This is a genomic window from Levilactobacillus sp. LN180102 (assembly GCF_050106635.1).
GTDB classification, from domain to species: domain Bacteria; phylum Bacillota; class Bacilli; order Lactobacillales; family Lactobacillaceae; genus Levilactobacillus; species Levilactobacillus brevis.
Genome location: NZ_JBNIIX010000005.1, coordinates 44,675 through 64,878, shown reverse-complemented (window position 1 = coordinate 64,878; position 20,204 = coordinate 44,675). Strand labels below are relative to the sequence as shown.

Sequence of the window (20,204 nt, the reverse complement as noted above, 5' to 3'; positions counted from 1 at the left end):
GCTTAACCGCGTTTGACGTGGCTTTTTTCATGCCGTACACTAACACTAATTAACAGCAGCTCGGCTGCAAAAAACAAAGGACTGATCATCAATGACCGAAGTTTATACCATTCTCCGTGAATTTCCAATTTTTGGTTACGCCAAAAACACCCCTGAAAGCTTGGACGAGCCGACAATCAATGCCCAATTTGTTGGAGTTGCCAGTGCCATCGCCTTTGACGCCAACAATCAACCCAAGTTGACGCGCCAGCACGAACGTCAGCTTAAAGCGATTGAACATGCGATTCGTGAACAATTTGAAGATGAGCTTATGGACTTAGGTGGCGACAACTTGCAGGCTAACTTAACAATTATTGGTGACCTGCTAGCGGCATTTAAGCACCGCCTCGAAAGTGACCTTTTGATTCAAGATCAGCTGGATCTCGAAAGCTTAACCATTTCTGGGGAATGGCTTACTTACTGGCAAGCAGATGCGCCGCTGCCTAGGGCTAAAGCATTCCAACAAGATTTTTTGCCTAATGACTTCTAAACACCACACAAAAAGGACGACCGAGATTAATTTCTCAGTCGTCCTTTTTTTTAGATTAAGCTGTCACGTTTTGGGTTAATTCAACCTTTTCACCAGCCACATCAATCGTCAGTGGTTCGCCACTGAGTAGCTTGAAGTGAGGGCCATCTGCGTGAACGCTGACTTCAATCAGCCGATCACGGAAGACTTGCCGGAAGGTGTAGCTTGTCCACGTCTTTGGCAAGAATGGGGCATAATGCAACTGCCCATCGCGAACCCGCATGCCCGCGAAACCTTGAACTACCGCAATCCAGCCACCAGTCATGGCCGTAATGTGTAGGCCATCTGTCGTGTCATTATTGTAGTTATCCAAATCCAGTCGTGCCGTCCGTGAGTACAATTCTACGGCCTTATCCTCATAATGCAAGTCAGCAGCTAATACCGAGTGGATTGCTGGGGACAAACTAGATTCGTGCACCGTCAGTGGTTCGTAGAAGTCAAAGTTGGCCTTCTTTTGTTCTGGCGTGTAGTCATCAATAAAGTCCCAGATTCCTTGCAAGACATCCCCTTGCTTAATGTAAGGCGACCGCAAGATCTTATCCCACGACCAGTTTTGGTTAATTGGCCGTTGGTCAGCTGGAATCGAGCTGACGGGTTCGATATCCTTATCCAAGAACCCATCGTGTTGAACAAAAATGTTCAGATCCTTATCGTAAGGCAGATACATCCGATCGACAATGTCTTGCCACTTCGTCTTTTCCTCATCGGAAACATCCAATTGCTTGGCGGTATTCTGATCAACCTTACCCAATATTTCTAGTGTGTACTTCAACGTCCACTGAGCCAACATGTTGGTATCCCAGTTGTTATCAACGTTGTTTTCATACTCATCAGCGCCCGTAACCCCATGAATCATATACTGGTTATTACGCTTACTGAAGTGAACCCGGTCGGCCCAGAACCGAGAAATTTCGGTCAGCACCTTGGCCCCTTCATGCAAGACATAACTGTCGTCACCGGTGTAACGTGTGTAGTTGTAGATGGCAAAAGCAATATCACCATTTCGGTGAATTTCTTCGAAGGTGATTTCCCATTCATTATGGCATTCAATCCCATCGAAGGTCACCATTGGGAACAAGGCCCCTTTGAGCCCTTGTTCTTGTGCGTTGATGTAAGCACCGTCTAATTGCTTGTAACGGTACATCAAGAGGTTACGCGTGACCTTAGGATCAGTAATCCCAAGATAAACAGGGAAAGCAAAGGCTTCGGTATCCCAGTAAGTTGCACCACCATATTTCTCGCCCGTAAAGCCTTTAGGTCCGATATTCAAGCGTGCATCGTCACCGTAGTACGTGGAGAACAACTGGAACAGGTTAAAGCGAATTCCTTGTTGTGACTCATCGTCACCTTGGATCACAACGTCAGATTTTTCCCACCGTTGGGCCCAGATGGCCGTGTGTGCGTTCAACAAGTCTTCATATGAAGATTGGGCCACTTTGTCGCTCAACTGATGCATGGCTGCCGTTAAGCTTTCTTGTGTGTCGTAATCCCGTGACGTTACCACAATCACGCGCTTTTCTAATTCAGCGCTTGCCTGTGGGGCCAGCTTACCGGTATACGCCGTCGTCACTTCTTTTTCATTTGGTTGCGTGATGGCAACGTTCTTTAAGTCCGTTACCAACCGCATTTCCATCCCGGAAGTAAACCGGGGTGTCCCAAATGGATTAGGCGTGGTCTTGGCAACGATACTCCCCCGATCTGCCTGTTGGTCAGTGGCCAAGACATCCCAGAAGCGTTCATCGTAATTAGCTTCTTCGTTCATCACATCGGCATCGATACTTGGCTTTAGGGTCACGTCAACCTCAGCATCGCTCAGGTTCTTGACCGTTACTTTTTGTACGGACAATTCTGGCTGAGCAACACTTAAGAAACGTTGGAAATTCAAGGCGACGCGAACAGCACCGCGTTCAACAACAAATGACCGGTTCAAAACACCCTGATGCATATCAAGGTCTAAGGTAAAGTCACTGATCTTATCTTTTGCTAAATCAACGGGTTCACCGTTAATTTCAATCGGTAACTTGATAAAGTTGACGGCATTGACGACCTTACCAAAGTACTTCGGATAGCCATTCTTCCACCAACCAACCCGAGTTTTGTCTGGATACCAGACACCACCCAAGTAAATGCCTTGGAGGGAATCGCCACTATAGCCTTCTTCAAAGTCACCCCGCATCCCCATGTAGCCATTACCTAAACTGGTCATGGATTCTTGGAGACGTTTGTCTTTGGGGTCAAAAGTATGCGTAATTACGTTCCATGGTTGGACCTCAAAAATTCGTTTCATGGTTGACATTACTCCTTTTTATTCATTTCTAATTGTTCAATCAACACTCAGACTAAGCGCGGAATGTTTCTTTAATCGTTCCAACGGACAAGGCACCGATTGCCATGATGATCCCAGCTAACAAGAACATGTTGGCTTGAGCACCGCCCAATAATGGGAACAAAGCAAAGCTGGCCAGAGAAGCCACAATTTGTGGTAAGCAGATAGAACCGTTGAACAGCCCTAAGTAAGTCCCCATGTGGGCACCTGACAAGGCGTTGGTTACCATCGTCAATGGGTAAGTGTTCATCGCAGCCCAAGCAATACCGACTAAGATAAAGGAAACAATCAAGGCGTATTGGTTGTGTAAGAAGAAGACGGATAAGAACCCAAGAGCACCTAAACCAAGACTCCCAGCATAACCCAACTTGTGCATGCTGTTTGGCAACTTAGCCAAAACGTAAGACCAAACCACCGCGGCAATTGATTGAACGGCTGCTAAGACACCGTACCAGTTACCAGCTGCTTGGTAGCCAGCTGAAGCAGCGTTGGTTGTGTGCCAAACGTTGGCCGCAATCGCACCAGCAGAGTAAGTCCACAAGTACTGAAAAGCAACCCAGCAGAAGAATTGAACCAAGGTTACCGTCCAGAAGACCTTTGGTGCGGACTTCAACAATGTCCACCAGTTACCACCTTGGGCGTTATCTTCTTTGGTAATCCCATGGTATTTGGCATAAGTATCTGGATCATATTCTTTAACACGGAAAATCGTAAACAAACTTGTAATAACTAACAGTGCGGCACCAACATAAAAGGCCACCTTAACTGTTGCCGGGACAACCCCTTTAGCAGCAGTGTTGGCAATCCCAATCATTGCAAACAGGAATGGGAGGATCGCAGCAACCACAGCACCCGTGTTAGATAAGAAACTTTGGATCCCGTAAGCATAACTCTTTTGGTCATCATTGACCATGTCCCCAACCATCATCTTGAAGGGTTGCATGGCAACATTGGAAGAAAGGTCCAAGAACGCCACTGTAATTGCACCAAATAACAGCGCTGCTAATGACGCATAGCCAAAGCCTAGACTCCCAGAATTAGGCAACAGACACATAACAATCACCGCAACAATCGTTCCTAGTAACAGGTACGGTAACCGGCGACCTCCTAATTTAGGCGCCCATGTTCGATCAGAGTAATATCCAACAATCGGTTGGACAATCAAGCCAGCTAATGGTGGCAAAATGAAGAACCACCCCAAGCTATTCGGATCGGCCCCAATAGTTTGGAAGATCCGGCTCATTTGTGAACTTTGCAGGGTAAAGGCGGTTTGCACCCCTAAGAACCCAAAGTTAATCATCCAAATGGTGCTGGCAGGAAGCGTCGGCAACCCGTTTTTCTTTTTGGCTGCTGCCGCAGACGTATCTTCAGTCACAACATCTGACATACGAAAACCTCCTCAAGGTTTATAAATAATTGCTAATATAAAGTACCCCACTATTATGGCACCGCTTTCATTTTAATGCAACCGATTGCGCAAACTTTTTTTAAAATTTATTGGATCGTTCCAGTTCAAAATAAGAACCACTGACAATTAAAAAAGCCCACCACCGGCGATTGGCGTCGATGATATGGGCTGTTAATAACCTATTTAATTTCAAATGGAATTTTTATTTGTCCCGGTGTCGGTGTCTCTAATGGCTCCTTGTCACTAAATAATAGGGCCACTGTCGCCGATCCCATCTTCTCAGGAAATAAGTTCACGGAATGTAGATCCGCATCCGTTAGCCCATTGGGTAACGACTGGTTGAAACTAACCATTGGAAAATGATTAATTCCATACTGTTCGCGCATCAATCGATAGAATTCGATACCGTTAAAATCGTCAGTCGCCATAATCCCATCAATCTCAGGGTGCCGCTTGATAAATGCCCGCACGCGGTTCAACTCGCCTAGCCGACACGTCAACGGTTCGACATTAAAGGTTGCCGCCACCCGTTCATATCCCTGTCGCCGTTGTTGCTCGTAAGCCCAATCATGGGCTGATTCGACAAATACGGGATGCTTCACCTGCAATTGATTGAGTAGAAAGGTCGCCCCACCAATCCCCGCTTCTAAGTTGTCATTATCTACAAAATAGTCATTGGCATTGTCATCCGGCTGACCAATCGTTACGAAGCGGAGATGATGCTGCCGTAAAAAAGCTGCGATCGGATCATCCTGGTGAGCATATAACAACACAAACCGCTTAATTTTCCCCTGAGCAACCATGGCCTTAACATTCTTCAAAAGTTCATCAGCCGTTTTGCTAATGGCAACTGACAGGACATAGTCTCGTTGCACCAGCTGCGCATTGATTCCTCGAAGAATATCAATAAAGAAAGGATTTTCTGGTTGACTGCGATCAGCCGTAGCAAAAACAACCCCCACGGCATTAGACTCTCCGGCAGTCAGATTTTTCGCATTATAATTTGGTAAATATCCCTCGGCTTCAGCCAATGCTTGAATCCGCTCACGGGTTGCCTGACTGATACGGGGATTATTATTTAAAGCCCGCGACGCGGTGGATACGGACACACCAGCCTTCGCAGCAATATCACGGATAGTTAACATCTTTATTTACAAGCTCCTTATGCACTAACACTTCTCAATGACTCAAATCTTACCATACAACCGCAATCTTTGAAACTTTTTCCCATAATGTCAACCTTAGCCACACCAAAAACGGGTCAGCCTATGGCTAGCCCGTGTCAGGAAGCTATCTCACTGTTTCTTGTCCCGTCGTCCGGTCAGACTCGCACTGGGATTCAGTGGAAAAGTCGCCACAAATTGTGTCCCTTGAGGTAAATTGTCTTTGACAACAATTGTGCCATGATGCAGGCCCACAATCCACTGGGCAATCGACAATCCTAGCCCATTGCCACCGGTTTGCCGACTCCGTGACGTATCTACCCGATAGAACCGATCAAAAATCCGTCGACGATCGCCTGCTTGAATCCCAATTCCCTGATCCGCAACGATCAACTGCCATTTTCGGCCAATCAGTCGCGCAGAAATGGTGATCGCGCGCCCCTGTGGCGAGTATTTAAGCGCATTATCAATCAGGATATTCATCAACTGGTGAATAAGGTTTTGATCCAGCGTCGCCTTAAAGTCAGTCACCGGCGTTAATGACAGAGATTTTCCCTGACTTGCGGCAATCTCACTGTAAGGTTCCACTATATCCGTCATAAACCGAGCCAATCGCGTCACTTCAAAGTTGGTTTGCACCGTATTAGAATCCGAACGCGCTAATGCCAGTAAATCTTGCGTTAATTTTTGCAATCGTTGGCTTTCACTATTGGCAATGGCAATATTTTCCGCCTGGTCAATGATCTTATCGTTGGGTTTGGTCAATAATAACTCCAATTTATTTTGGATAATCGTTAGTGGCGTTCGCAATTCATGGGCCGCATTCCCCACAAATTCAGTTTGCCGCTCCCACGACCGTAAAATAGGCCGCATCGTCAGCCGGGACATCCAGACGCTCATCAAAATTGATAATAACCAAAAAACGCCCATCGTCATCAACATCACTCGGGTAAAGCTACTCATCGCCGCTTTTTGCGGATCAATGTTTTCCAAGATCATCAGGTAACGGCCAGCAACCGTTTTATCTCCATTATCTTTGGGAATTTTAACTAACAGTGTTCGGAAGTTATACTTGCCATTTACCACAACTGACCGAATCTTTCCAGTCTCTGATTTGTTCAACGTCAATGTTTTCAGGGTGTCATAACGTGACCCCAACTGGGCCCGATTAAGGATTTTACCATTTTGGTTAAAGACTACCGTAGTCGTCATAAACGGATGAGTCGTCTGCTGTTGACCCCGTTGCAAGTCCCGGGTAGCTTGCCCAAACGGCCGTTGAATTCGTTGCTTTTTGGGTGGCCCCGCCAACCGAGCACTCCGCTCGACTTGTAAAGCCTGATCCGTGCTCGTTAAAATTGCACGTCGAAATAGCACAAACACGATGACTCCTAATAAGATAAAGATAATCGTAAAGCCAATGAAGCTACTTAAAAACAAGCGCCGTCGTTGGGCCCGATTAACCTTATTGCTCATCTGGGGCCTCCACAATGTAACCCGCATTACGAATCGTTCGTAATGACAGATCACTGCCAGCGTGTTTGAGCTCCTTTCTCAGGTTACTCATATACACTTCAACCACGGAAAGGCTGGTCTCGGAATCAAATCCCCAGAGCCGATTGAAGATTTGTTCCTTGGTAATAATGGTCCCTGGATTCCCTACTAAGTAAGCTAGCAAATCAAATTCCCGCCCCTTTAACGTCAGTGGTGCGCCATTAAAGGTGGCCAGATGTTTACTGGTGTTAATTTCCAGTTGTCCCAGCGCAATCGTATCACTACTATTCAGATGACCAGTCCGTTTTAACAGAGCCTTCATTCGCGCTAATAATTCTTCTCGGTGAAAGGGCTTAGTCACATAGTCATCCGCACCGTCATTAAAGCCGCGTAACTTATCAGCAATGGTATCTTTAGCGGTTAGAATCAACACCGGTGTCTTGACCCCCTGGTTGCGGATGTGGAGCAAGAGATCCAACCCACTTTCACCTGGTAACATCAGGTCCAAAATAATAGCGTCAAAGACGCCCTGACTTGCCAAAAATTCTCCTTGCTCACCATCGAAAGCTGTTGTTGTTTCACAAATCGGTTCGATTAACTCAACAATGTCTGCGGATAATGCCTTCTCATCCTCCACGACTAATACCTTGGCGGTCGTACGCAACGGGCATGCCTCCCTTTCTTTTTCACCAACTATCACGTTTTCCAGTACCAGTGACGTCGGACTCTCATTATAAAAGTATAGTCTACCTGATTAACGATAACGCAACCTTAAGTTAATTTCCTTACGAAAGGCTAAGTTTTTGCGAAGTTTAACGAGTTATTCACGGAACTATCAGGATAAAGGGGTAAACTTTGAACAAAGTCGTCCATATGATATCCTAATAGGGTTAGACATCATGTGGGTTTTACAACGGAGGGATTTTTCATGAAACAGCAACAATCCACCCAACAACTGGCCGCATTGCGCGTTAGTCGCTGGGTGTATGGGGGCGCATTTTTAATACCGCTTATCATTATGTGTCTGGCTTTTTGGCATCTCAGGATCACGCCTTTTGGCAACCGGAACTTACTTTTAAGTGACATGGGGACACAATATATCCCTATCTTAGAAAATCTACGGGCAACCATATTACATGGTCAGTTCCATCTTTTTTCTTTTTCGTTAGGTTCAGGGAGCGCCGTCGTGCCTCTTCTGACCTACTATGCGATTAGTCCATTTAATCTGCTGATTTTTGCCTTCTCGGCGGCCAATTTGCCCATTGCGGTAAGTTGGATCATCATGTTAAAGATCAGCGCGATGGGCCTCACAATGGCCATCTTCTTGCGGCATGCTTTTCTTAAGAGTGGGTGGTCTATGCTCCTATTCACCACCGCCTACAGTCTATGTGGGTTTGTCGCCATGTACTTTTATGACATGATGTGGCTGGATGCGTTAATTTGGTTACCATTGGTGGCCTTGGGCCTACATCGATTGGTCAGTCAGCATCATTATGGTTTGTATACCATTAGTTTAACCATTACGATTTTTTGCAATTATTATTTAGGCTATATGACCTGCCTGTTTTCGGTCTTGTACTTTATCTACTTAATCATCGAACATCAACCCACGCCAACACCATTCAAAGATGTCTGGCGGATGCACCGCGCGGCCATTCGGCAATTTATCATCGGTTCTTTACTGGCTGGTGGGATGTCAATGGTGGTGCTCATCCCAACGGCATTGGGCATGTTACTAACGGGTAAGAGTAATGTCTTTGTGAACAACTACCTACCAACCGGACAATTTGGAACAGAAGTATTGGCCCAATTTGCCCCAGGCACCAGCACCTACGTTTCTCACCTTTATCATGCCCCTTCACTCTTCATGGGTACCTTGATGTTTTTGCTACTCATCGTCTACTTTGTTTCGCCACAGATTCATGCGGTCGAAAAGCGCCGCACCATGTGGTTATTAATTGCCATGGGCTTGAGTCTGTTTGTGACTGTCCTCAATACCATTTGGCACATGTTCCAGCAACCGGCCGGATTTCCGTTCCGTAACGTCTACTTCTTCACCTTTTTGGCGTTAGTGACGGCCTACCGGGCTTGGCAAACGCATCCGGCTCAAACAATGAATGATCCACAAAAGGTCTTGGCCTTGGTTTGGGGAATTGGCTTTTTAGTCGTTGGGTTCATCTCAGCACAAGCCATTCCTAAGCTCTTCTTGCACTTACGCCCCAGCTTTAATCATGAGCTGTATGCAGCCAGCCAGCCGTCCTTTCACTTACTTTGGTTAGCGCTCGGACTCCTATTGCTCAACACCATGCTTCTGTTCATCAGTGAATGGCGACCCGTCCGAATTAGTCTACTGGCCCTCATTCTTTTCGGTGAACTGGGCGGGAACTTTGTGGTTGCCACTCAGGGCATGGAATTTGGTAATCAGGCTAAATTTGCCAAATATTACCGGCAAGATGCTGCCCTACTGGATCAAGTAACAGCGACGAAGACCAAAACTAATCTACATCGGGTTGAATTTCTACATGCTAACATCGCCAAAGCCTACGATGGCGCTTATAACCATTACAACGATCCCGTTATGTTCAACTACGCGGGCATTAGTTCCTACAGCTCAACGCTCATAGAACAATCGCGGGTCTTCCAACACGATCTCGGCTACTTTAGCCCCAATGTCCGCCGGATTAGTGCCCAAGGATATACACACCTGACAGATACGCTAATGGGCGTCAAGTATCGGCTAAATATCAACAAGGAGCCCGCGGTTACCCGTCTCGATTCATACGCTGGGATTGGCTTTGCAGTTCCTAATCAATTAGCCCAGCTTCAACTTAAGGATCAGGCGGCTTTGACGAACCAACAACAAATCCTAACCGCCTTAGGGGCTAAACCAGACACATTGGCACCCGTTTCTGTACTTAAAGTCAACACGCGGGCGGCTAAAGCCCATGATCTCGCGACAATTCCCACCAAGACTCGCCACCAAATGCGGGGTGACCATACGTCAGTCCAAACCTTCACGGTTCGCGTTAACGCGACAGGCCTGTTGCATGGCTACTCACCATCCAATTCTATTATCTATTCCAGCCTACGCCTTAATGGCCGGTCGGTAAAACCCTTGATTAATGCGGACGGCTTCCGCTATGTCATCAATTTAGGGCAGCACCAAAAAGGTCAAATTCTCAAGATTAGTTATGTCACCCAAACACCAACGACGGGGTATGATAATCATTTTGTCTCGTTGAACCAGAAACGCTACGTAGCCTTGGTTAATCGCTTGAAACAACAGCGATTCAAACTTAATGCTAACAGCGGTGTCACGTGGCTATCTGGTAACGTGACTGGGACCCGTCAACGGTCATTGTTATATCTGGCCATCCCTGATGTTCCTGGCTGGACGGCCACAGTTAATGGTCGATCTGTTAAAATCAAGTCACTTATGCGAGCCCAATCACTTATTCCCGTTAAGCAAACTTATAATGGGGTGATTGGCGTGCCACTTCAAGCCGGCCAGAACCATGTCATTTTGTCCTATCAGACTCCCGGCTTAAAGCTAGGCGCACTGATCAGTCTCGCTTGTCTGGCATTGTTCATCTTACTTTGGTTTACGGTTGAATGGCAACGACCACTAACCAAGAAACACCGTCACTAAATCATAAAAAGCGTGACCGAGATTATTTTCGGCCACGCTTTTCCTTTACTCTTGATTACGTAAAAGCCCTGTAACGACTAATACCACACCGATGACTAATACACCAAGCATCCCCCACCACATTACCTTCGTTTCTTGAACGGGCCAGCCCAGCCAAACATTTAGGCCAATGAATCCCCATCCTAGCCAAAAGGCAATACTCCGATAAAAATGTCGATTGAAGATCATGTGTGCCACCTCCCATTTACTTTTAGTATAGGAGGCCCACCCATCGTCAGTTACAAATTCACTTCAATCACGACCACTTCGTTAAGCGACTAACTATTCCGCGGTTTTTCGGACACGATCCATCGTCCAGCGCAACAGGAATGGGGCTAGCAATGTCGCTAAGATGATTGCCGCCACGATCGCTGAATACCGCGAGGCTGACATCAACTTCGCCTGATAGCCGATTTGGGCAATGATTAACGCCATCTCTCCTCGCGAAACCATCCCAGCCCCAACGGCTAAGGAACTGGCGCCAGTAAACCCGGCTAGTTTAGCCCCAGCACCGGCACCCAGTTGTTTACTCAGCACCGCGACGACCGTCAAGACAGCGATAAATCCCAGTTGCTTACCCAGTCCGGTAAAGCTCATATTCAGCCCAATACTGACAAAAAAGACGGGAATAAACAAGGCATAGCCTACTGGTTCGATATGGTGATCCACCGTTTCCTTGGCACTCGTTTGTGAAATGGCAATCCCGGCAAAGAACGCACCGACCACATCACTCAAACCTACAAGTTCGGCGACATAAGCCATTCCAAAACATAAAATAATCGCCATCAATGTTGAGCCCATTGGAATCATCAGCCGCTGACCAATCTGGACCATGTAAGGTGCTAGCCAACGAACCACAAAATAAATGGCAGCAAAGTAGACTAATTGTTCCAAGGTCGTCAACAATAGATTAGAAGACGCTGCGGTCGTACCAACGGCGGTTCCAGTCGTGCTAATCAACACGCTCAAAATAATCACCGCCAACACATCATCAACGACCGCCGCCCCCAGAATTGTCGTCCCTTCACGGCTATTCAGTGCATTCATTTCCTTCAACACTTCCACCGAAATCGACACCGACGTCGCGGCAAAGATAACACTGATGAACAGACTTTCAACTGTATTTAACTGATAGACCATCCCCACTAGATAGACCCCGGCAACCGGGATCAAGACACCGAGTAAGGCCACCAACACGCTAGGTTTCAAGTAGCGTTTCAATAACTGTAAGTCACTCTCTAATCCAGCAATAAACATTAAAATAATGACACCAATCTCGGCAAAACTTTCCAGCGAATGGGTTAACGACAGCCAACCAAGCATCGCCGGCCCCACAATCACGCCGACTAGTAACTGACCAATCACGGCGGGAATCCCAATTCGTGTGCAGTAATGTCCAACCACCGTTGTCGCCAATAAAATCAAGGTTAAATCTCGTAATAACTCCACAAGTAGCCTCCTTAAATTAAAAAAAGCGCCCACTTCAAAATAGTCCACCCAACCCAAGGCGGAACTTATTCTTGAAAGCAGTCGCTTCAACCAGTTCGTATTCGTATGGTCATTATTATACCTGATACCCACAGTCACCGCAACAGTCACGCCCCATTTCAGATATTTAGATCACTAACAAACTTAACTCCCCATTTGTCCGCAATCGTGGTAAACTAATAACGATTGTGAGGTGACACGTGTGAAGTGGCTTGAATCTAATTTAGTCGTGATCTTTTGGTCCGTCATCTTTGGTGAAGTTGTCGGTTACATTGGTGGGACGCTGGAACAAATGACTTGGAAGCCCCTACAATTGGGCATCTTAATGGCAGTTGTTGCGGTGGTCGCGGTCAATGGGATCGCGCTACTTAGCCGTGACGACCAAGCTTCGAGTGAAAAATAATTTCACATTAAGCATGATCGATAAACCGGAGCCTTGGCGTATGCTAAGGCTTTTTTTGTGCGTTCAATCACCGTCTCAAGACATGGAATCAGATTCCTCTGAACGAATCTGATTCTTAATGTCATTCATATCTTGGTCTAGTTGATGGACCAGTTGGGCTTTCTCGACAAGTTCTTGCCGCAATTCGGCTTGGTGTTGAACATTTTTCTTATAGCTCAATTCATGCTCAAGTGACGCCCAGAAGTTCATGGCAATCGTCCGGATCTGCATCTCAACTGTCACAGCCTTGACCCCAGCAGCCAAGTACACCGGCACTGCCAAGATCAGATGCAAACTGCGGTAACCATTTGACTTAGGACGCGTCACATAATCCTTACGTTGAAGAACCTTAATATCAGGTTGCTTTTCCAATCGTCGCTCCATCGCCACAATGTCATCTTCGAAACGAACGATGATCCGAATCCCCGCAATGTCATGCATCTGTTGCGGTAACGTCTCAAAATTAAAATCCAAGTGCTTACGTTGTACTTTTTCTAAGATGCTTTCCGGTGACTTAATGCGTGACTGTCAACTATCGACTAACGTATGCCCGTTTTGAATTTGATATTCTTGGTCTAAGTAATGAATCTTGGTTCGCACCACTTGAACAGCGCTACGATAGTTTAACATCAGCGAACGAAACCGATCGATGGCCTCAAGTGATGTGGGATCATTGGGAAATTGTGCTGGTAAATTATCAGTGGTCATTTAGACGCCTCCTTGGATGCGGGTCCCCGCCATTGGCGAATCTCTGGTACCAACCACCATAATAGAAGGAAGTTCAACAAGAGACTGAATGCCGTAAAGATAAAGACACCATTGTAGTTAAACCAGTTGGCTACAAAGCCTCCCAACATCGAGCCTAACATGCTTCCTAAGGCCTGAAATGACTGGTTCCAACTAAAGACCGTTCCCGTTAATGTGTGTGGCACATTTTTCGTTAGCATCGTCTGCACCGCTGGAAACAGTGCCCCATCAGAGATCCCAATCATGAAGCGAAACAGGCCTAGTAGCCAAACGCTAGTTACGAATCCCTGGGGAAAGTACATCAAAACGGCAAACGCGTAGCCAAAAATCAAGACGCGTTGGGTTCCCTTGCGATCCCCATACTCACCTAATTTGGGCGCTGCCATTAACGTCGAAATACCGGGTAACGCCGCAACAATTCCGGCCACTAACGTGATGGGGCCTTGGTTGCCCATCAGCTGACGTACATAGAGACTGATAATCGGCGTGATCGAATTATTTCCCATCTGAATAAACATGGTTGAGACCAATAAGACGATAATCAACGTCGGATTCTTCACTTGCCCCAACCAGAAACCAGCCTGGGCTTGCTTTTCTTTACTGATTGGCGTGAAATGCTCATGCACCAATGTCGCACTTAGAATGAAAACAATGACGAGAAAAATGCCTGTCAAAATGAACGTCCAGCGAATTGAGAAGACTTGTGCTAAAATACCACCCAACACCGGGCCAATCAAATTACCACTAACGTAGCCCGTCGTTAAGATCCCCAGTGCGTTGCCACTCTTCGCTTGGGGCGTTTCTGCCGCAATCAGTGCACTGGCATTAGGAATATATCCCGCGAAAAAACCTTGTAAGAAACGTAGGCCAATTAATTGCCAAACATTGGTAACAAAACCCATTAAGCCAATAACGACGGCCATTCCCAACGATGACCGTAACAGCATTAACTTGCGGCCTTTCCGATCAGCTAACTTGCCCCATAAAGGCGATACCAGTGCGATCACCAGAAACGTTACCGCATAGGTCAGCCCACTGTAAATGGTTAACTGTCCCTTGGTAAAGTGGCCCAAGTCGTCAACATATAACGAAATAAACGGCATGACTTCACTAAAGCCCATGCCAGCAATGAATGTTCCTAACCATAAAACCGCCAGATTACGGCGCCATTGTTCTGGTTGACGTGTCCCCACGGTGATTCGCCTCACTTATCATCTTCTTCGATAAGTGTAGCATATTCCACCCCATTGGTCGCTACCCTGACAAACGTGAAAATAATTTACAAAAAACTTGGCAAAGCGAAAAAAAAGGTGCATAATAGCAGCATCGTATGTGATTATTTTCACTAAATAAATGGAGGTCGTTCAAATGTCAAACCGGTTAGATGGAAAAGTAGCAATCGTTACAGGTGGTACGTTGGGTATCGGTTTAGCTATCGCCACGAAGTTCGTTGAAGAAGGGGCTAAGGTCATGATTACCGGCCGGCACAGCGATGTTGGTGAAAAAGCAGCTAAGAGTGTCGGCACTCCTGATCAGATTCAATTTTTCCAACATGATTCTTCCGATGAAGACGGCTGGACGAAATTATTCGATGCAACGGAAAAAGCCTTTGGCCCAGTTTCTACATTAGTTAATAACGCTGGGATCGCGGTTAACAAGAGTGTCGAAGAAACCACGACTGCTGAATGGCGTAAACTATTAGCCGTCAACCTTGATGGTGTCTTCTTCGGTACCCGATTAGGGATTCAACGGATGAAGAACAAAGGCTTAGGGGCTTCCATCATCAACATGTCTTCGATCGAAGGCTTTGTGGGTGATCCTAGCTTAGGGGCTTACAACGCATCTAAAGGGGCCGTACGGATTATGTCCAAGTCAGCTGCCTTAGATTGTGCCCTAAAGGACTACGATGTTCGGGTAAACACTGTTCACCCTGGCTACATCAAGACACCATTGGTTGATGACCTACCAGGGGCCGAAGAAGCGATGTCACAACGGACCAAGACGCCAATGGGCCATATCGGTGAACCTAACGATATTGCCTACATCTGTGTTTACTTGGCTTCTAACGAATCTAAATTTGCAACGGGTTCTGAATTTGTAGTTGATGGTGGTTATACCGCTCAATAACTTATATACAAAAAGGAACGAGAGCTGATCTCGTTCCTTTTTTTAGGTGCTTTTATCCTGTAACCCCAATGGCTAAGGCGACTAATAAGATTGCTAAGACTAGTGTCGTTATTGCCACGTATAAACGATCATGTTCCTTATAAAAAGCGTAGATTGAAACGACGACTCGCAATACTGGCGTTAAAATCAGACAATAAACGCCCAGCATCATGATGGCATACGGCTTTAACTGCCAAGTTCCTTGGAGAATTAAGCCCATTCGTCGCGGCACATATGACCCACTATAGCCCGACTGGCCACTCACCAAAAATAACACCAGGCCAATTAACATCACAATTGCGGAAAAAATGACCCCCACTTGGAGAATACGACCAATGATCGTTTGCACTTGCGCCATTTCTTTGGCGGTGGTTGGTTCTTTTGCAGCCATTAGAAATGAACCCCCAATCCTTTAAATAACATTTCCAATCCAATGTAGAGAATGATCGGAATAAAGACGATGCGAATCCAGCGCGCCGGTAGGACCTGCATGATACGCGAACCGATCACGGCACCCCCTAAAATCCCCAGCGCCATCGGTACCGCAATGCTCGGTAAAATCGCCCCATTGAAGAAATAAACGGTGGCACTAGCGGCAGCCGTCACGCCCATCATCAGATTAGATGTTGAACTAGAAGGTTTAAGGGGCATCTTCATGAACGTATCCATCGCCATAACCTTGAACGCACCAGACCCAATTCCCAGTAGACCACTGGCAACTCCGGCACCAAACATCACAGAAAAACCAGCGGGCACATGTTCCACTTGGTAATCAACGTTTTTCATCTCAGCCTTGTCGAAGTATGAGCCATTCAGCTTCAACTTCGCGGCAATCTTGTCCGGCTCAACCCGTTGCAAAACCTCTTGTCCGCGCCGTAACTTGCGGTACATGTTCCACCCTGAAAAGACGAGTAAGCACCCAAAGAGTAAATATAGGTACTTGGGGTCTAATACACCCGTCAGCAATGCGCCAACAATGGCGCCGGTTGTCGTCGCAATTTCCAAGAACATGGCGACCCGTAAGTTTAGTACGTTATCCCTAAGATAAGCGATCGTAGACCCTGAACTGGTCGCAATCACGGCAATAATACTGGCACCGATCGCATATTTTATATTTAATCCCATCCCTAAAGTTAAAATTGGGGTGATAATCATCCCCCCACCAATGCCGAGAATAGCCCCGGCAATGCCTGCAAAAATACCTACAGCAAGCATCAGTATCGCTGTTTGAATCATCGCAATTATTCCTCCAATCAATTGAACTTACGCTATCAATTATCAACCTTTCCTCCGTGAGCGGCAAGCCAGTCACACTGCGTCGTCCATACCGATTGAATTTTCATTCACAATAAAAATAAGCTTTAAGTCAGCATACTCGTAGATTAATTTCACTATTTTGATCAATGATTTTCAAATATAACCTACTGCCCCTTACTCTTAATCCCCCGCAACCATGTAGGCAGCATTGGCGCTAGAGTCACCACTTAATCGCTTACAAAAATAGGCCAACTCGCCATATAAAAATAATATGGTAAGCTGGTCTATTTTGTATTTAGCATATATCTAGTAACTGTCAATGAAGCGCTGCACCAACGGGCTCGGCGTAATATCTGCCGGCCACACAATCTTTAGTGTGGTCCGCCACGGCTGATAACGAATTGGCCGCACATGAATCGTCACTCCTGTTGCTTGCTCGGCAACGGAACGGGGGACGATTGCCACTCCCATTCGCGCCTCCGCCCACTGCACAGCTGTCCGGGCATCATCACACGTACACGCAATAAATGGCGAAATTTGCTTTTCCGTAAAGGTCGTTTGAAACAAATGCTCAAATCGTCGATAAACAATCAGTGGCACCGTAGCCAAATCCTCAACCTTAAGTGTCGCCGCTTGAAAATGATCGTATTTTTGCGGGACAACGGCCACCATTGATTCTGTCTGTAACGTTTTGCTGGCTAGTCCTGGCGCCGTGAAAGGCGTGCGAACAATCGCCACATCAATGAGATGCTTAGCCAGCCGGTCAATCAAGCCATACGTATTATCCTCGAATAGTCGAATTTGAACCTTGGGATAATGTCGCGTCAGAGTCCGTAATTTTGCATTGGGCGTGGCACCCATCGAAGATGAAATCACCCCAACTGATAAAACACCGGCTAAGCCTTGACCCAGCGATCGTACTTGACCATCAGCACGGTCCCGTAAATCCACCAGTTGTTGAGCATAGTCTCGCAATAACTGTCCTGCTGGTGTCAGGGTTATTCCCGTTGTCGCCCGATTTAACAAGGTGACACCTAGCTCGGCCTCCAATTGCTTAATCTGATAACTTAATGGCGGCTGGGCCATATGCAGTTGTTGGGCTGCCGCTGTGATTTGACCGGCATTGGCTACTGCTAGGAAATATTCTAACTGTCGAAAATTCACGTTGCCACCTCACTTCATCTAACGTTAAGGAAGACCCGCCTCACCCGTAATTGAACGACGAACAATACCAGAGCGATTATTGGCCCGTTCCTTAGCAGGCAACTCTTCTTGGAGCAGATATTGCCGAATCAATAGAACAATTTGTTTATTTTGTGGTAAATCCGAATGCGTTGTATTATCACCGGTCACCGTAATTTGGGTGTAATGGGCCACCTGATTTTGAAAGACGTATTTTCCTTGATTCACACTGTTGGCAGGAACGGTCCCGTCACTAGAATAGTTTTCCGTCCCCGCAACCGAATAAACCGTCAGCTTCTTTGGTAGCTGTTCACGTCCCGCAATCAATTCTTTCAGGATAGCCGTGCGTGTGGTCGTACTATCAGATTCCATATTATACGGCGTCGCAATCGTCATTAGGCGATCAATGTTGACGTGCTTCGTTTCACTAAAATACTTTTCTAAAAATAAACTTAGAATTAAGCCACCATTGGAATGACCCAAAGCCGAGAAATGGTTAAAATGATACGTTTTGACGAGATCCTTAAATGCGATATTTAGCCACTGGGCCTGTTTGTTAATATTCGTATAGCCATCTTGATTATTTTCAAAAGCAATCACGATAAACGGTTGGTTGTCTCCGCGCCGAATTGACCCCGTATAAGACACTTGACCATTCGTAGCGACCTTGACCTTTAGAACACTATGTCCCACTTTAGTTTCTTTACGCAACTCCGAAATTAACGCATCAAACCGGTTTTGACTGGCACTCGACCCCGGCACCATAATCGTGGGATTCAGCGGTGTTTTATAGTTCGATTTATAATGCGTCACGCGATGCTGCATCCACGCTAGACTGGGAATAAAGACCACTAAAATCAGCCCAATTCCTAGTAGCCAGCGCCACCAATTATGCCGCATGGTCAGACCCCCCTTCCTGATTTAACACCTGAATAAATGGCAAGTAAATCAAGACGGACACTACCAGACACACCAGGCTCAAGATGAAGGCCCGCCAGTCACCACCAGTCCCTAAAAAGGCCATTAATGGTCCTGGCGTCGTCCGAGGAACCGGATAAACGATTGGTGGCACCAACTTCCACGTAATCGCGCACCAAGCTAAAACAATATTAACAGCAGGTGCCACAATAAATGGAATCAATAAAATGGGATTAAACAAGACGGGTAACCCCAATAAAATGGGCTCATTTAAATTCACCAAATTCGGTAAAAAGGTTTGGTTGGCTATCCGACGATAGCTAACTTGCTTGGACCCTATCCAAATCGCAATCACTAACGCTAGTGTCATCCCCGCACCACCAAAGTTTGCATAGGCATCGCCTAACGTATGTAGCGTAATCGGATTAGGAGCGCCCCAACCAGAACCATGCTGCACGGCGTACGCTAAATTCTGTAGCGACGTCACGGCACTATTACCAGCTAAAGACACTGGACCAATCAGCCCTAACCACCAGAAAAGATTATTCAACGCTGTCACTGCCAAGATGACAAGTCCACGATGCCCCGGATTGGTTACTAGGTTGCTGAGACCCTGATAGACGAGGCCATTTAGCCCGCCATGGTTTAACCAACTTAATCCTAGACCAATCGCGCCGTTCATAATTAAAACACTCATCAGTGGAATCGCAATCCGTCCGGTCCATCCGAGCTGCCCCAGTCGTGGATGGCGTAAATACCAAGTGGCCACCCCCCGCATCAGATGGCTAGCCAGCCAACCCACGGTCAGCCCAATCACAATTGCCAGAAAAATTCCTTGCGGCCCCAGATTGGTCGTCACAAATGGTGGGACACCACTCACTCCCGCATGAGCCGCACCTAGCGCCCCATAGTTTAAGTTCAACGTTAAAAAGGCTAATGCGCTCATAATGCCGACCGTTAACGCGTCCCCGTGATAACTCCGCGCCAAATAGTAACCCGTCGCAAACGCAATCATCACGGCTACAACTCCATTAATCACCAGTCCCAACGCCGTAAACCCTTGCTGCCAAATGGTAATACCGGGTAACCAGTGTCCAATGTGGTAAATCTGATAAAAGAAACCGGTCTTCATTAAAAAACCTTGACCAATCACGTCAATGAAGGTCATAACCAGTACAAACGGATAAACCAACCGCAACGCAGCTGTAATAGCTTGCATCATTCGCCATTGACTTAGTCGCTGATTCAACTGCCATAATCCGCGCAACAAATGTGGTTGCTTCATTTCTACTCCCCCTTGAAACTTTCGATTATTCCTATTATACAAGTCTTCATCTGAAATAATACGACAATGTTTTAT

Annotated in this window: 19 protein-coding genes; 4 read left to right on the top strand and 15 right to left on the bottom strand. The window is 46.5% G+C overall.

The window, feature by feature from the left end:
- Positions 1-91 precede the first annotated feature (91 nt).
- Positions 92-529, top strand: a complete 438-nt coding sequence (locus ACP4IT_RS04735; protein ID WP_156646496.1) for a hypothetical protein — start codon at positions 92-94, stop codon at positions 527-529.
- A 55-nt stretch (positions 530-584) separates the two neighbouring features.
- Here the strand turns inward: ACP4IT_RS04735 and ACP4IT_RS04730 are convergent, their stop codons facing one another.
- From ACP4IT_RS04730 to ACP4IT_RS04710, 5 genes are all read right to left on the bottom strand, one after another.
- Entirely contained in the window at positions 585-2,855 is a 2,271-nt protein-coding gene (locus ACP4IT_RS04730; RefSeq protein WP_024855199.1) for a maltose phosphorylase, read from the bottom strand.
- A 52-nt stretch (positions 2,856-2,907) separates the two neighbouring features.
- Complete coding sequence (locus ACP4IT_RS04725; protein ID WP_021742436.1) at positions 2,908-4,281, bottom strand: SLC45 family MFS transporter; 1,374 nt, start codon at positions 4,279-4,281, stop codon at positions 2,908-2,910.
- A gap of 200 nt (positions 4,282-4,481) precedes the next feature.
- Positions 4,482-5,447 carry a LacI family DNA-binding transcriptional regulator gene (locus ACP4IT_RS04720; protein ID WP_021742437.1) on the bottom strand — a complete coding sequence of 322 codons (966 nt, stop codon included), beginning with the start codon at positions 5,445-5,447 and terminating at the stop codon, positions 4,482-4,484.
- Between the two features lie 150 nt (positions 5,448-5,597).
- Positions 5,598-6,938 (bottom strand): HAMP domain-containing sensor histidine kinase, encoded by a 1,341-nt coding sequence (locus ACP4IT_RS04715; RefSeq protein WP_087612658.1) that lies wholly within the window; start codon positions 6,936-6,938, stop codon positions 5,598-5,600.
- Entirely contained in the window at positions 6,928-7,620 is a 693-nt protein-coding gene (locus tag ACP4IT_RS04710) for a response regulator transcription factor (protein ID WP_011667147.1), read from the bottom strand. The genes ACP4IT_RS04715 and ACP4IT_RS04710 overlap by 11 nt, the downstream gene beginning before the upstream one ends.
- A 264-nt stretch (positions 7,621-7,884) precedes the next feature.
- Between ACP4IT_RS04710 and ACP4IT_RS04705 the strand changes: the two genes are divergently transcribed.
- Positions 7,885-10,605, top strand: coding sequence for a YfhO family protein (locus ACP4IT_RS04705; RefSeq protein WP_226769643.1), 2,721 nt, complete (start codon positions 7,885-7,887; stop codon positions 10,603-10,605).
- A gap of 45 nt (positions 10,606-10,650) precedes the next feature.
- Here the strand turns inward: ACP4IT_RS04705 and ACP4IT_RS04700 are convergent, their stop codons facing one another.
- Together ACP4IT_RS04700 and ACP4IT_RS04695 are read right to left on the bottom strand one after the other, a co-directional pair.
- Positions 10,651-10,833: a hypothetical protein gene (locus ACP4IT_RS04700; protein WP_011667145.1), complete on the bottom strand. Its 183-nt coding sequence runs from the start codon at positions 10,831-10,833 to the stop codon at positions 10,651-10,653.
- 93 nt (positions 10,834-10,926) lie between these two features.
- Complete coding sequence (locus tag ACP4IT_RS04695; protein WP_011667144.1) at positions 10,927-12,093, bottom strand: cation:proton antiporter; 1,167 nt, start codon at positions 12,091-12,093, stop codon at positions 10,927-10,929.
- Between the two features lie 241 nt (positions 12,094-12,334).
- On the opposite strand from ACP4IT_RS04695, the gene ACP4IT_RS04690 reads away from it, so the two are divergent.
- Complete coding sequence (locus ACP4IT_RS04690) at positions 12,335-12,535, top strand: YjzD family protein (protein WP_011667143.1); 201 nt, start codon at positions 12,335-12,337, stop codon at positions 12,533-12,535.
- Between the two features lie 75 nt (positions 12,536-12,610).
- Here the strand turns inward: ACP4IT_RS04690 and ACP4IT_RS04685 are convergent, their stop codons facing one another.
- From ACP4IT_RS04685 to ACP4IT_RS04675, 3 genes are read right to left on the bottom strand one after another with little or no spacing between them, the layout of a single operon-like run.
- Complete coding sequence (locus tag ACP4IT_RS04685) at positions 12,611-13,093, bottom strand: GTP pyrophosphokinase (RefSeq protein WP_225350017.1); 483 nt, start codon at positions 13,091-13,093, stop codon at positions 12,611-12,613.
- A gap of 9 nt (positions 13,094-13,102) precedes the next feature.
- Entirely contained in the window at positions 13,103-13,282 is a 180-nt protein-coding gene (locus ACP4IT_RS04680) for a hypothetical protein (RefSeq protein WP_015473228.1), read from the bottom strand.
- Positions 13,279-14,514, bottom strand: coding sequence for a multidrug efflux MFS transporter (locus ACP4IT_RS04675; protein WP_011667142.1), 1,236 nt, complete (start codon positions 14,512-14,514; stop codon positions 13,279-13,281). The genes ACP4IT_RS04680 and ACP4IT_RS04675 overlap by 4 nt, the downstream gene beginning before the upstream one ends.
- 175 nt (positions 14,515-14,689) lie before the next feature.
- Here ACP4IT_RS04675 and ACP4IT_RS04670 point away from each other — a divergent pair, with 175 nt between their 5' ends.
- Positions 14,690-15,448, top strand: a complete 759-nt coding sequence (locus tag ACP4IT_RS04670; protein ID WP_011667141.1) for an SDR family oxidoreductase — start codon at positions 14,690-14,692, stop codon at positions 15,446-15,448.
- A gap of 52 nt (positions 15,449-15,500) precedes the next feature.
- Here ACP4IT_RS04670 and ACP4IT_RS04665 read toward each other — a convergent pair whose 3' ends face one another.
- The 5 genes from ACP4IT_RS04665 to ACP4IT_RS04645 form a co-directional block, all read right to left on the bottom strand.
- The gene (locus ACP4IT_RS04665; protein WP_011667140.1) at positions 15,501-15,878 is read right to left on the bottom strand and encodes a DUF1634 domain-containing protein; all 378 of its coding nucleotides are present in this window, start codon (positions 15,876-15,878) and stop codon (positions 15,501-15,503) included.
- Entirely contained in the window at positions 15,878-16,723 is an 846-nt protein-coding gene (locus ACP4IT_RS04660; protein WP_011667139.1) for a sulfite exporter TauE/SafE family protein, read from the bottom strand. The genes ACP4IT_RS04665 and ACP4IT_RS04660 overlap by 1 nt, the downstream gene beginning before the upstream one ends.
- Before the next feature lie 327 nt (positions 16,724-17,050).
- Positions 17,051-17,908 (bottom strand): LysR family transcriptional regulator, encoded by an 858-nt coding sequence (locus ACP4IT_RS04655; protein ID WP_011667138.1) that lies wholly within the window; start codon positions 17,906-17,908, stop codon positions 17,051-17,053.
- Between the two features lie 24 nt (positions 17,909-17,932).
- Positions 17,933-18,826 (bottom strand): alpha/beta hydrolase, encoded by an 894-nt coding sequence (locus ACP4IT_RS04650; RefSeq protein WP_011667137.1) that lies wholly within the window; start codon positions 18,824-18,826, stop codon positions 17,933-17,935.
- Complete coding sequence (locus ACP4IT_RS04645; protein WP_011667136.1) at positions 18,816-20,129, bottom strand: PTS transporter subunit EIIC; 1,314 nt, start codon at positions 20,127-20,129, stop codon at positions 18,816-18,818. The genes ACP4IT_RS04650 and ACP4IT_RS04645 overlap by 11 nt, the downstream gene beginning before the upstream one ends.
- Between the last annotated feature and the right edge of the window lie 75 nt (positions 20,130-20,204).

What these genes read in the sequence shown, in the direction of transcription:
- ACP4IT_RS04735 (WP_156646496.1), top strand. Translation starts at nt 92, where the DNA reads ATGACCGAAGTTTATACCATTCTCCGTGAATTTCCAATTTTTGGTTAC.
- ACP4IT_RS04730 (WP_024855199.1), bottom strand. Translation starts at nt 2,855, where the DNA reads ATGAAACGAATTTTTGAGGTCCAACCATGGAACGTAATTACGCATACT.
- ACP4IT_RS04725 (WP_021742436.1), bottom strand. Translation starts at nt 4,281, where the DNA reads ATGTCAGATGTTGTGACTGAAGATACGTCTGCGGCAGCAGCCAAAAAG.
- ACP4IT_RS04720 (WP_021742437.1), bottom strand. Translation starts at nt 5,447, where the DNA reads ATGTTAACTATCCGTGATATTGCTGCGAAGGCTGGTGTGTCCGTATCC.
- ACP4IT_RS04715 (WP_087612658.1), bottom strand. Translation starts at nt 6,938, where the DNA reads ATGAGCAATAAGGTTAATCGGGCCCAACGACGGCGCTTGTTTTTAAGT.
- ACP4IT_RS04705 (WP_226769643.1), top strand. Translation starts at nt 7,885, where the DNA reads ATGAAACAGCAACAATCCACCCAACAACTGGCCGCATTGCGCGTTAGT.
- ACP4IT_RS04700 (WP_011667145.1), bottom strand. Translation starts at nt 10,833, where the DNA reads ATGATCTTCAATCGACATTTTTATCGGAGTATTGCCTTTTGGCTAGGA.
- ACP4IT_RS04680 (WP_015473228.1), bottom strand. Translation starts at nt 13,282, where the DNA reads ATGACCACTGATAATTTACCAGCACAATTTCCCAATGATCCCACATCA.
- ACP4IT_RS04670 (WP_011667141.1), top strand. Translation starts at nt 14,690, where the DNA reads ATGTCAAACCGGTTAGATGGAAAAGTAGCAATCGTTACAGGTGGTACG.
- ACP4IT_RS04665 (WP_011667140.1), bottom strand. Translation starts at nt 15,878, where the DNA reads ATGGCTGCAAAAGAACCAACCACCGCCAAAGAAATGGCGCAAGTGCAA.
- ACP4IT_RS04660 (WP_011667139.1), bottom strand. Translation starts at nt 16,723, where the DNA reads ATGATTCAAACAGCGATACTGATGCTTGCTGTAGGTATTTTTGCAGGC.
- ACP4IT_RS04650 (WP_011667137.1), bottom strand. Translation starts at nt 18,826, where the DNA reads ATGCGGCATAATTGGTGGCGCTGGCTACTAGGAATTGGGCTGATTTTA.
- ACP4IT_RS04645 (WP_011667136.1), bottom strand. Translation starts at nt 20,129, where the DNA reads ATGAAGCAACCACATTTGTTGCGCGGATTATGGCAGTTGAATCAGCGA.